We start from the raw sequence: 12,811 nt of genomic DNA, 5'->3' as shown, positions 1-12,811 counted from the left end.
CGGAGCCAAATGCATTGGCTGCGGAACTGCCATTCCTTTTACTCACATACGAAAAGAAGGGCAAAATGGAAACCTCGACGAGCAGATGCTCTGCACAGTTTCGAGGAATAGCCAATCACGGACATATACTTCAACATCGCCGAACCAGATCAAAGCATCAAAGTTTGAACCGCCAGAACTAAAACCACTTGGCGAACTTTTTGATTGGCCGGGAAGAATCAATGTATACCGTTATGGATACACTGACTTCTCACAGCTTTTTACCTCGAGGCAAGTTGCATCACTCACAACATTCAGCGATCTCGTCTGCGAGTTACGCTCCGATCTCCAACGCGCCAGCAATCCAGAGTATGCCAATGCAGTATCCACCCTGCTCGCCATTACAGTCAGCAGATGCACTGATTACTGGTCTTCATTCTGCAGCTGGCACAACACGGGCGAGAAGATGCGCAACGTTTTCGCCAGGCAAGCGATTCCCATGATATGGAACTTCGCGGAAGCTTCACCCTTCTCGCAATCTAGCGGGGGCTTCAAAGGGCAACTCTCTTGGGTCACAAAGACGATCAGCATGACACCCGCCACAGGAGAAGGGTTCGCAAACGCCGTCACCGCCAATCAGTCACCATTAGATGGGAAAGTCCTATCTACCGACCCTCCCTATTACGACTATATTGACTACTCAAGCCTCTCGGACTTCTTCTACGTCTGGCTCCGAAGGATCGCAAGGGAAATATACCCGACACTACTGAATAGCACCCTTGTTCCCAAATCCGAGGAGCTAGTAGCCAACCCTTATCGCAGAGGCGGAAAAAAGGAGGCGCAGAAGTACTTCGAGGATGGATTTGTAGAATTCTTCACTAAGGCTCGTACCGAGACAAGCCTAAAATTTCCAGCAACGGTGTACTATGCCTTTAAGCAACAAGACGTACGGAATGATGAAACATCATCCGCAACCGGCTGGGAAACAATTCTTGAAGGCATCATCCGCGCCGGTTGGCAGATCACCGCAACGTGGCCAATGCGATCAGAAATGATGAGTCGGTCGGTGGCATCGGGCACCAATGCCCTCGCGTCATCCATCGCCCTCGTCCTCCGTCCCCGCCCTAAAGGTGCACCGACCACCACCCGTCGTGACTTCCTCCGTGAACTGAAGACCGAGCTCCCCGGTGCTCTGCGTGACCTCCAGCGAGGCACCGTCGCACCCGTGGACCTCCCCCAGTCCGCAATCGGCCCCGGTATCGGACTGTTCTCGAAGTACAGCGGCGTCCTCGAGAACGACGGCAAGAAGATGACCGTGCGTTCCGCCCTGCAGGTCATCAACGAGATCCTCGACGAAGTCCTCAGCGAACAGGAAGGCGACTACGACGCAGACACCCGCTTCGCACTCGCCTGGTTCCGCAGCTACGGCTTCGACACCGAAGCCTACGGCCACGCCGACAGTCTCGCTCGTGCCCGCAACACCTCCGTCGACCACCTGCACCGTGCCGGGATCCTGCACAGCGGACAGGGCAACGTCCACCTCCACTCCCCTGAGGAACTCCACGACGTCGACACCGCACGCGGCGAGAACTACAACCCCGCCGAAGACGACGAGACAAGCGCATGGGAAACGGTGATTCACCTCGCCAAGGCCCTCGAATACGAGGACGGCGTGGAGGCCGCCGGGCGCCTGCTCGCTCTGGTCCCCGCGTCCATCGACCGGGACCTGTGTAAGCAACTGGCCTTCCTGCTGTTCCAGATCTCCGAACAGCGCGGTGAGCCCAAGACCGCCCTGTTGTTCAACCAGCTGGGTACCGCCTGGAACGACATCGAACAGGCCGCCCGACACGCGCCCGGCCCTGACGAGAACACCGACAGCACCGGCACCAGCGCCCTCTTCTAGCCACCACACCACCACGAAGAAAGGACCCCCGATGGCACAGAGCAACCGCGGCCGCGTCAACGACGGATTCGAGACCCTCGCCGCAGCCCTCGACCGCTTCCTCACCCGGGTGATCGCCGTCGACGACAACTCCAGCTGGATCGACATCCTGGAGCTCACCGACAACCAGCGCTCCAACGGACGCGGACGACAGGAGTACTCCGCCACCGACCCCCAGTGCTCGCTACGGTTCATCACCGAAGGCACCACCAACCGGTTCCGTACCGGATGGTGGCCCCTGCGCCGGTACCTCGACCGCCCCGAAGAAGCTCTCGCCTCCGAACTCCGCGAAACCCGGAACCTCTGGGCCCACAACGCCGCCTTCAACGCCGACGACACCTACCGCGCCCTCGACACGATGCAACGGCTCGCCACCGCGATCAAGGACAAGAAGGCAGCCGAGCAGCTCGCCGGCCAGCGCAACGGCGTACGCATCATCCAGGACCGCAAGGAGGACCAGGCACAGAGCCGCTCCGCCGACATCAACATCAGCGGCGACAACCTCCAGCCTTGGCGGGAGATCGTCACCCCGCACCCCGACGTCGCGAACAACACCTTCAATGCCTCCGGCTTCGCGGCCGACCTGCACACCGTCGCCACCTCCTCGGCCAACAGCCGGCACCGGTCCACCGGTCGACACAGCATGCCCGAGGAGGTCAGCGCCGACACCGGGCGTGTGTCCGCCGGTGCGGACTACACCGACCCGCAGCGGTTCTTCGAACGCACCTACCTCACCGAAGGCCTCAAGGACCTACTGACCAAGGCGCTCCGCCGCACCGCGGGCGACACCACCGCCTCGCCGGTGATCAACCTGCAGACCAACTTCGGTGGCGGCAAGACCCACTCCATGCTCGCCGTCTGGCACCTCTTCGGCGGACTGGACCGCAGCACCCTCCCCCAGGACATGCAGGACCTCCTGGCCACCGACGAACTCGTCCAGGCACTCGCCGCCGTCGACGGTGAGATCCCGTCGAATGTCCGCCGGGTCGCTCTCGTCGGTACCGAACTCGTCGCCGCCGGTGGCATGACCAAGCCCGACGGCACGACCGTCCACACGATGTGGGGTGAACTCGCCTGGCAGCTCGGCGGCGCCGACGCCTACGAGATCGTCAAGGACTCCGACCTCAGCGGAACCAACCCGGGAGAGAACCTCCGCCGGCTCCTCGAGAGCCACGGCCCCGCGGTCATCCTCATCGACGAGTGGGTCGCCTACGCCCGACAGCTGGTCAACCGCACAGACCTGGCCGGTGGGGACCTCTCCACCCAGCAGACCTTCGCGCAGTCCCTCGCCCAGGCCGTCGCCGCCACACCGCAGTGCATGCTGCTGGTCTCCATCCCCGCCTCCGCCGAGATGAAGCCCGGCGAATTCGTGGACGGGATGGTCGACGACGAGGAGATCGGTGGCGCCAACGGTCGCGAAGCCCTCACCGCCCTGCTCCAGATCATCAACCGGCAGGCCGAACAGTGGCGTCCGGCCGAGTCCAACGAAAGTTTCGAGATCGTCCGGCGCCGCATCTTCCAGGAGGTCGGTGACGCCGACCAGGAGAAGATCCGGCTGATCGCCCAGACCATGCGGACCTTCTACTCCCGGAACGAGGACGCTTTCCCACCGGACGCCGTCCGTCCCGACTACGCCAGCAAGATCGAACGCTGCTACCCGATCCACCCGGAACTGTTCGACCGGCTCTACCAGGACTGGGCCACACTCCCCCGCTTCCAGCGCACCCGTGGTGTGCTGCGGCTGATGAGCACCATCGTGTCCGAACTGTGGCGCTCCGAGAACAACAGCCCGCTGATCCTCCCGTCCGATATCCCCATCGGGAAGCCCGCGGTGACCAATGAGCTGGCCCAGTACCTCGACGACAACTGGAAGCCGGTGATCTCCACCGACGTCGACGGCGACGTCCCCCGCGAGATCGACAACCGCAGCGCCCTGTTCGCTCCCCGGCGCGTGGCGACCCGCCTCGCCCGCACCGTCTTCTTCGGCGCCGCTCCCCGCAGCCGCGGCACCGGGATCGAGAGCCGCTACGTCACCCTGGGTACCGCGGTCCCGGGTGACAAGATCGGCAACTTCCACAGCGCCCTGACGGCGATGTCGAACAGGTCGACCCACTTCTACGAGAACAACAGCCAGTACTGGTTCGACACCGCGGCCAACATCACCAGCGAGGTCCGCGAACGCGCCGAGGCGCTCAGCCCCGACGACATCAACGAGGAGATCTCCGACCGGCTCCGCACGCTCACCGACGCATGGAACAGGAGCCACCGTGACTCGGTGAAGGTGGTCTGCACCCCGGCGTCCAACGGCGACATCCTCGACGAGGAGCAGCTGCGGCTGGTCGTCGTTCCCCCGTCCTACCCGGTGGACAGCGGGAACTCGTCCGGTGCGGCCGGCGAGTGGGCGCGGTCGGCGACCAACAACGTCGGACTCAAACCGCGCACCTTCAAGAACACCGTGGTCTACCTGGCAGCGGACGCCCGACGAATCGACAGTCTCAACGACGGCGTCCGCCAGTACCTGGCGTGGAGCAGTGTGCAGCGGGACCGGGAGAAACTCGACCTCACCCAGTCCACCGCCTCCCAGGCGTCGACGCAGACACAGAAGACCGACCAGACCGTCGACGACCGTCTCATGGAGGCCTACCAGTGGGTCCTCGAGCCGGTGGAGTCCAGCGACTCCACGCACAACTACGTCGACCTCGACCACCAGGCCATCCACGGCGGCAACGAGATCATCCGGCGGGCCATCGACAAGCTGCAGACGATGTCGGCGTTCGCCACCCAGCAGGCTCCGGTGCTCATCGCCACCTCCCTGGCCAACAACACCAACGGTACGTGGCAGAAGAACGGCCACTACCGCTTCGGTGACCTGTGGGACATGTACCCGAGGTACCTGTACATGCAGCGGGTGCTCAAGCGCAGCGTGGTCGAGGACGGGCTCCGTCACGCCGACGGCGGCACCTTCAACCTGGACGACCGCCCGTTCGCCTTCGCCGACGACGTGTCCGGCGACGGGGACGACCGCCGGTACACGCGCCTGCGTTGGCCGGACGACGGGTCGGAACTGCCTCCCGGGGCGCTCCCGGACACCCTCCTGATCGTCACGCCCGAGGCTGCACGGGCACAGTTCCGGCGCGAGCTGGGCGGGGTTGGCCCGCTGCAGGGCGGTGACGGTGACGGAACCACCGGTGGCACCGGGGACGACGGCACGTCCAGAGGCGACGGAAGATCCGGGGGCGACGGAACGTCCGGGGGCGACGGCGGCACCACCGGTGGGCACCCGGGAGGCACGTCCGGCACCGGTCCCGGCACTACTCCCCCACGGCCCTCCGGGGAGCCCGGCGCGACCCGGTTCACCGCGACCTTCGACCTGCCGCTCACCGGTGGGGTGGGTCGCTACGCGATCATCGACGACGAGGTGTTCACCCACCTCAAGAACCTCGCCGGCTCGGGAGGTTCCGTGTCGATCTCGCTCGATGTGGAGGCCACGAACCCCGAGGGCTTCTCACCGGCGGTGCAGAAGATGATCAACGGGAGTCTCGCGGAGATGTCCGACGCGGACGGGGCATTCGAGTAGTCCCCGGGGAGTCAATCCAGCTTCCACAGGGCCTGGATCGGGAGTACGTAGATCCAGTCGTGGAGCACCTGGACGGTCTTCCCACCATGGAAGACCACGCCAATGACATCGTGGTCCGACACCTTGTCCCTGAAGCGTTCCAGCTTCTTGAACGCGTCGGTCTTCACCGTCTGACCGCTCTTGACCTCGATGGCGATCAGGCGGCCATCCAGCAGATCGATCACCAGGTCGACTTCGAGGTCGTCGTTGTCCCGGTAGTGGTAGATTTCGAATGTCTCTGACGACCACCCCTGCTGCTTGATCAGCTCCAGCATGACGAGTTGTTCGACAACAGCTCCGTAGAACTCACGCATCCCCGGTTTCTGCACATTGTCCTGTGTCAATCGTCCCAGCCCCGCGCTCAAACCGGTATCGGTCAGTGCGGCCTTCGGCCTACGTACTGCCCGCCCACGCACCGGCCTGGTCCATGAGGGAACCTCCACCAGGAGGTTCATCGTCCGAAGTGTCCGCAGGTAGGTACCCATGGTGCTGTCACTTGTTCCGAGATCACCCGCAAGACGGCTCTGGACGATCTCAGATGCCCCTCCTGCTGCCAGCAGCCGGGTGAGCTTCTCCATCTCATCCTGAAATCCACCGCCGTGGTACTCGTATGCGTCATGGTCCGCGAGTCGCCTGATGTAGGTCCGGAACCACGCATCTCGCCGTCGCGGAGTACGGAACGTCGCTTCAGGAAAACCACCTGCGAGTACCACCGTGGGCGACAACGGTTCTACTGGGCCAGAACCCTCACCAGCCACCATTCCGACGAGCTCGGGCGCCGCGGGCCGACGCAACAGGGCAGCCACGAAGTCCTCAGGCTGCTCCCTTCGGGCGAGTTCGCCCTGGCTGAATGACATGAGCCGGACCGATTCGACGCGACCAGCGAGAGAATCACCCACACCCCGTACCCGGAAGACATCTGCTGAGCCGGCGAGCAAGAACCGACCTGGCCGCCGGTCACGGTCGACATTCGCCTTCAACGGAAGCATGATCTCCGGTACCCGCTGCACTTCGTCGATGACCAGAGTGCCCTGACCCGCTTGTGCCACGAACCCGGTGGGGTCCATCCTGGCAGCCTCGAGCGTCTCAGGATCATCAAATGTCACGCTGACGACCGGTTGCCGACAACCGGATGCCAGTGCTGTCACGAGGGTGCTCTTCCCCACTTGCCGGGCACCGTGCACCACGACGACAGGCGTGTCCGCCAGAGATTCCTCCACTGCGGACGATTGAAACCTGGGTACCGGCTCTTCTCCTCGCATGCTGCGATACTACCAGGGCATATCCTGCTTCAGGCACCATCTACTCGAAGATCCGCGACACCTGACTCGAAGATTTGAGGGCACTTCACTCGAAGATCCGCGACGCCAGGCTCGAAGATTTGAAGGCATTTCACTCGAAGATCCGCGACACCCGGCTCGAAGATTTGAGGGCTCCCCGAACCCCTGTGACCTCAGTGCTTCCACTTCACCGCCCGGGTCACCAGGTCCTCCAGCTGACTCGGCGACACCGGCTTCAGGTCCGCCGCCTCGAGGCTGACATTCACGTTCTTCGGACGCACCGGCACCGCGGAGTGGGTGTGGCCGTGCACCGTGCAGTCGAACCCGTCCCGGCTCGTCCTCCCGTCACGGGCCGACCAGCGCGCCAGGGCCGGGGTCAGGTACGGGTCCTCCACCTGCTCCGGTGCCGGAATGTGGGTCAGCAGCACCAGCCAACGCCCCACCCGTACCTGCAGCTCCAGTTCGACGACGTCGAAGACCTCACGGTAGGCCGGCGTCCACTCCAGGACCGACTCCAGGCCGAACATCGGATGCACCCGGTCGTGGTTCCCCGGCACCAGGACCATCCGGAAGGACTTCTCCTGCTTCACCTCCCCCAACTGCCGCAGCGCATCGGCGTCACGACGCACCGAGATGTCCCCCAGGCAGATCACCGTCGCCCCGTCCGGTACGGCGCGCAGGTTACCGAGGACCACCCGGTCATGCTCGTCCACGTCGTCGAAGCCGCGCAGCCGGGACACTTTGCGGTGCCCGAGGTGCAGGTCCGACACCAACCAGAAGCCATCCGTGAGACCGTCCATGGTGGACGACGGTAGTCCCACGCACCGCCTCGCGCCCGGCGACCGCCGGAGACCGGCCACCGGGAGCCCACCCCTGAGGGCGTCGACAGCGGGCCACGTCGGGGCGTACAACGGGGCCATGACCAACTTCAGCGTGAACAACCCGTCCACCGGCCAGACCGAAGACACGTTCACGAGGATCGACGACTCCCGACGGGACGACATCCTCGACCGCTCCACCACCGCCTACCGCTCCTGGCGCACGACCACCGTCGACGAACGCGCCGCCGTCCTGCGCCGTGCCGCCGACATCTACGAGGAACGGAAGGACGAACTCGCCTCGTACATCGGACGCGAGATGGGCAAACTCCGCAAGTGGGCCACAGCGGAGATCGGCATCGTCGTCGACATCTACCGCTACTACGCCGAGCACGCCCACGAGCTCCTCGCCGACAAGGACCTGCCGGCCCAGGGCGCGCAGCACACCTACGTGCGCAAGGACCCGATCGGCCCGCTGCTCGGCATCATGCCGTGGAACTTCCCCTACTACCAGGTCGCCCGGTGGGCGGCGCCGAACCTCCTGCTCGGCAACACGCTGGTGCTCAAGCACGCCTCCATCTGCCCGCTGTCGTCGCAGGCCTGCCAGGACATCCTGGAGGAGGCCGGACTGCCGCAGGACGTCTTCCAGAACATCTACGCCTCCGGTTCGCAGATGGACGCCTTCGTCGCCGACCCGCGCATCGCCGGGGTCTCCCTCACCGGCTCCGAACGTGCCGGCGCCGCGGTGGCGAAGACCGCCGGCGAGAACTACAAGAAGTCCCTCCTCGAGCTCGGCGGCAACGACCCGTTCATCGTCCTCGACGACGACAACCTCGACACCGTCCTCGACAAGTACGTCGGCATCCGCATGTACAACACCGGCCAGGCGTGCAACGCGCCCAAGCGGCTGATCGTGATGGACAGCTTCTACGACCGGGTCGTCGAGGGCCTGGAGAGGCGCATCGGCGCGCTCACCGTCGGCGCGTGGGACGACGGGAACGCCAAGGTCGGGCCGCTGTCCTCCATCGACGCCCGGGACGAGATCGTCCGACGCCTCGCTGACGCGGAGGCCGCCGGCGACGCCACCGTCCGTGTCGGTGGTGGCGCCATCGACCGCCCGGGGGCCTACATGGAGCCAACCCTGCTCACCGATGTCGATCCCCGGTCCGACGTGGGCTGCAACGAGATCTTCGGCCCCGTGGCCATCGTGTACCGGGCGAAGGACGTGGACGAGGCCGTGGAGATCGCGAACAACTCCGACTATGGGCTCTCCGGGTCCGTGTGGGGCACCGACCTGGCCGTCGCCGAGGACGCCGCGGCCCGCCTCGAGGTCGGCATGTCCTTCGTCAACGAAGCCTCGGTCACCGCCGCCGGTCTGCCGTTCGGGGGTGTGGGCCGCTCCGGGTACGGGCGCGAGCTCGCCGAATGGGGCGTCGGCGAGTTCGTCAACGACCACCTGGTGCGGGTCTCCGCACAGTAGCCACGGAGCCCCTCCCCACTGGGGCTTGAGGCAGCAACCCCACAGGCCGGTGTGACCGACCTGTGGGGTTGCCGTCTGCCGGGGGGGCGCCGGTCTGCCGTCTGCCGGGGGGGGCGCCGGTCTGCCGTCTGCCGAGCGCGAGGATGAGCCGCCTCCCGGGGGCGGTTCTGCTGTGACGGCCACACCGCATATGCTGATCCGGTACCCTGCCGCGGGCGCCACCCCGCCCCGCGCACCGACGTTTCCGGAAAGCCGCCACATGAGTACCAGCACCGCCGCGCCCTCCGCACCGCCCAAACACCCTGTCGACCAGGTCCCGCCGAAGGGCAAACTGGCCGTCCTGTCCACCCAGCACGTGCTGGCGTTCTACGCCGGCGCCGTGGTCGTGCCGCTGCTCATCGCCAGCGGACTGGGTCTCGACGCCGAGACCACGATCCACCTCATCAACGCCGACCTGTTCACCTGTGGCATCGCCACCCTGATCCAGTCCGTCGGGTTCTGGAAGGTCGGTGTGCGCCTGCCGATCATCCAGGGTGTCACCACCACCGCCATCTCCCCGATCATCGCCATCGGACTGGCCACCACCGGCGGTGAAGGCGGTGTCGAGGCGCTGCCGGCAATCTACGGGTCGATCATCGTCGCCGGCCTGTTCACCTTCTTCGCCGCGCCGTACTTCGCGAAGTTCATCCGTTTCTTCCCGCCGGTGGTCATCGGCACGGTGCTGACCACGATGGGCATCACCCTGCTCGGTGTCGCCGCCAACGACATCACCAGCTTCGCCGAGGGCACCCCGGACGCACGCGACATGGCCTACGCCGGGGTGACCCTGGCGGTCATCCTCTTCGCCCAGCGTTTCTTCAAGGGCTTCCTCGGCACGCTCGCGATCCTCATCGGCCTGGTGGTCGGCACGGCCGCAGCCGTGATCCTCGGCGACGCCGGCTTCAACGACGTCGGGTCGTCCGACTGGGTCGGATTCACCACCCCGTTCTACTTCGGGGCACCGGAGTTCGTGCTCACCGGCATCATCTCGATGTGCATCGTCATGCTGATCACCATGGTCGAGACCACCGGTGACGTCTTCGCCGCCGGTGAGATCGTGGGCAAGCGGATCAAGAAGGACCACATCTCCGCCGCCCTGCGTGCCGACGGCCTGTCTACCACCCTCGGCGGTGTGCTGAACTCCTTCCCCTACACCTGCTTCGCGCAGAACGTCGGGCTGGTGCGGATGACCCGTGTGCGCTCTCGCTGGGTCGTCGCCGGCGCCGGCGTGATCATGATCATCATCGGCCTGATCCCCAAGGCCGGCGCGGTGGTCAGCGCCATCCCCGGCCCCGTCCTCGGCGCGGCGAGCCTCGCCCTGTTCGCCAACGTCGCACTGGTGGGTATCCAGACCCTCGGCAAGGTCGACCTGACCGACAACCGCAACGCCACGGTGATGACCATCTCGATCGGGCTGGGCATGCTGGTGGCCTTCAAGCCGGACATCGCCCAGCTGTTCCCCGACTGGGCACAGGTGTTCTTCGCCTCGGGTGTGACCACCGGGTCCATCTCGGCGATCCTGCTGAACCTGCTGTTCTTCCACGTGGGACGACGCCCCTCGCCGGAGGTGACCCGCGACGCCGGCGGGCGCACGGTCACCCTGGAGGACGTCAACGCCATGGACCGCGACACCTTCGTGGAGACCTTCGCCCCGCTGTTCAACAACACCCTGTGGCCGTTGGAGAACGCGCACGCCGCCGCACCGTTCACCACGGTCCAGGACCTGCGCGACGCCGTCCAGGAGGCGGTGCTCACCGCCGACCGTGACGACCAGAGGGCCCTCATCCGTGACTACCCCTCCATGGCCCAGCTGCTCCTGGACCCGGAGGCCTCGAAGCGGATCTCCGGGTTCGCCGGCTCGGTGGCGCTGGAGAACCTGGACACCATGGACGACGTGGAGCAGGAGCAGCTCATCGAACTGTCGGACCGCTACCGTGACCGTTTCGGCATGCCGTTCGTGACCTGCCTGGGCCGACTCGACTCGCGCACGCAGATCATCAGCGAGGGGCTGCGCCGTCTGGAGAACTCGCCCGCCCAGGAGCACGTGCAGTTGCTCGGCGAGGTCGTGGAGATCGCCAACGACCGGTTCAACCACATGATCGCCGACGCCAACCCGGTGGCCGCCGCCTGGGAGAGCAAGTTCGACCACCTGGAGTGAGATCCCCGGCGCGCCTCAGTGCTCGCGCAGGGCGGTGATGAGCTCGTCCCTGGTCATCGACGACCGGCCCGGGATCTCCAGTTCCTGCGCCCGGGTGTACAGGTCGTCCCTGGTCCATTCGTCGTAGCTCGACGACTCCCCGCCACGGCGGCCCACCTCGGAGCGTGAGGTGTTGGCCGCGGCGTTGGCGACACGTGCCGCCTTCTCCTTCGACGCGCCGTCGTCCCGGAGCTTCTCGTAGAGTTCCTTGTCCTTGACCGACGGGCCCGGGTCCTCGGCCCGTCCGGTGCCGTGTCCGTCCTGTCCGTCCTGTCCGTTCCGTGCGGTGTTCTCAGCCATGCGCCCCGAGGGTAGTCCTCAGGTGGGTGGTCGCGTCCACCATCGCCCGCCTCGCACCTCCCCACACGGCGACGGAGTTGACGAAGGGGTGCACCAGTCCCCGGTGCCGGCGCAGGGTGACCGGTACGCCGGCGGCCTCCAGACGGGCCGCGTACGCCTCCCCCTCGTCGCGCAACGGGTCGAATCCGGCCACAGCCACGTACGCCGGTGCAAGACCGCTGAGATCCGGTGCGCACAACGGGGAGACCAGGGGGTTCGTCGGATCCTCGCCGGGCATCCCGTCCCTGCCGTTGCCCAGGTAGTGGCGCTCGTACCAGTCCATCTGCGCGGCGGTGAGGTACAGCCCCGCCTCCCCGAACTCCGCGTAGCTCGCCGTCCGTGACGACAGGTCGGTCACCGGGACGAAAAGCTGCTGCAGGGCCGGCTGGGGCCGTCCGTTCTCCCGTAGCCACAGGCAGCAGGACGCGGCGAGGTTCCCACCGGCGGAGTCCCCGGCGACCACGATCCGGTCGGTGTCCACCGCGGTCCCCGCCGGCGAGGCACCGTCCTGCAGGGCCGTGACCACTGCGGTGGCGTCCTCGAGGCCCGCGGGGAACGGGTGCTCCGGTGCCAGACGGTAGTCCACCGCGACGACGGTGACCCCGCCCCCGGCGCACAGGCTGCGGCACGCCGCGTCGTGGCTGTCCAGCGAGCCGGTCACCCACCCGCCACCGTGCAGGTAGACCAGGACAGGACGCGGTCGTGCGTCCGACGCGTCCGACGGGTCCGACGGACGGTCCAGATAGACCCGGACCGGTACCCCGGCGACACGGGTGTCGGTCACCTCGGCGACCGGGACGTGCCCCGTCGCCAGATAGGCTTCACGCTCCACGATCCGCCGGGAGTGCACGGCCGGCACGTCGACGATGTCCAGGGAGCTGACCAGCTTCAGGGACATCAACGTCGCCCACACGTCCGGGTCCAGGACGTCGCCGTCGCGGTTACGCCGCATGCCCAGCCGCCGCCAGAGCGGTGCGGGGACCCGTCCTGCCACCGCCCCGAGCACCCGGGCGCCGGCGGCGGTCGCCTTGTCGACGGCCCCCGGACGGTAGCGACCGTTGCCCGGGTTGACCGTATCCGTACTGTGACTCAGATCATGGTTCTGGGACATCCGTCCACTG

8 protein-coding genes are annotated in these 12,811 nt (G+C 66.1%); 4 read left to right on the top strand and 4 right to left on the bottom strand.

Translation table 11 applies throughout. The annotated features are described in order from the left end of the window. The first annotated feature begins 1,045 nt into the window (after positions 1–1,045). Positions 1,046–1,882, top strand: a complete 837-nt coding sequence (locus MUN33_RS14205) for a DUF8807 domain-containing protein (protein ID WP_369414931.1) — start codon at positions 1,046–1,048, stop codon at positions 1,880–1,882. 31 nt (positions 1,883–1,913) lie between these two features. Then, complete coding sequence (locus MUN33_RS06320) at positions 1,914–5,498, top strand: DUF499 family protein (RefSeq protein ID WP_244804062.1); 3,585 nt, start codon at positions 1,914–1,916, stop codon at positions 5,496–5,498. 11 nt (positions 5,499–5,509) lie between these two features. On the opposite strand, the gene MUN33_RS06315 is transcribed toward MUN33_RS06320, so the two are convergent. Both MUN33_RS06315 and MUN33_RS06310 read right to left on the bottom strand, forming a co-directional pair. Continuing rightward, positions 5,510–6,799 (bottom strand): ATP-binding protein, encoded by a 1,290-nt coding sequence (locus tag MUN33_RS06315; protein ID WP_244804061.1) that lies wholly within the window; start codon positions 6,797–6,799, stop codon positions 5,510–5,512. A 191-nt stretch (positions 6,800–6,990) separates the two neighbouring features. Next, positions 6,991–7,617 carry a metallophosphoesterase gene (locus tag MUN33_RS06310; protein WP_244804060.1) on the bottom strand — a complete coding sequence of 209 codons (627 nt, stop codon included), beginning with the start codon at positions 7,615–7,617 and terminating at the stop codon, positions 6,991–6,993. 118 nt (positions 7,618–7,735) lie between these two features. Here MUN33_RS06310 and MUN33_RS06305 point away from each other — a divergent pair, with 118 nt between their 5' ends. Both MUN33_RS06305 and MUN33_RS06300 read left to right on the top strand, forming a co-directional pair. Beyond that, positions 7,736–9,115: an NAD-dependent succinate-semialdehyde dehydrogenase gene (locus tag MUN33_RS06305; protein WP_244804059.1), complete on the top strand. Its 1,380-nt coding sequence runs from the start codon at positions 7,736–7,738 to the stop codon at positions 9,113–9,115. 259 nt (positions 9,116–9,374) lie between these two features. Next, positions 9,375–11,312, top strand: a complete 1,938-nt coding sequence (locus tag MUN33_RS06300) for a solute carrier family 23 protein (protein ID WP_244804058.1) — start codon at positions 9,375–9,377, stop codon at positions 11,310–11,312. Between the two features lie 15 nt (positions 11,313–11,327). Here the strand turns inward: MUN33_RS06300 and MUN33_RS06295 are convergent, their stop codons facing one another. Then, positions 11,328–11,651: a DUF7218 family protein gene (locus MUN33_RS06295; protein ID WP_244804057.1), complete on the bottom strand. Its 324-nt coding sequence runs from the start codon at positions 11,649–11,651 to the stop codon at positions 11,328–11,330. Next, positions 11,644–12,801, bottom strand: a complete 1,158-nt coding sequence (locus tag MUN33_RS06290; protein WP_244804056.1) for an alpha/beta hydrolase — start codon at positions 12,799–12,801, stop codon at positions 11,644–11,646. Before MUN33_RS06290 ends, MUN33_RS06295 begins: the two co-directional genes overlap by 8 nt. Between the last annotated feature and the right edge of the window lie 10 nt (positions 12,802–12,811).

Source organism: Corynebacterium kalidii, from assembly GCF_022869005.1.
GTDB classification, from domain to species: domain Bacteria; phylum Actinomycetota; class Actinomycetes; order Mycobacteriales; family Mycobacteriaceae; genus Corynebacterium; species Corynebacterium kalidii.
This window is presented reverse-complemented; position numbering and strand designations above follow the sequence as displayed.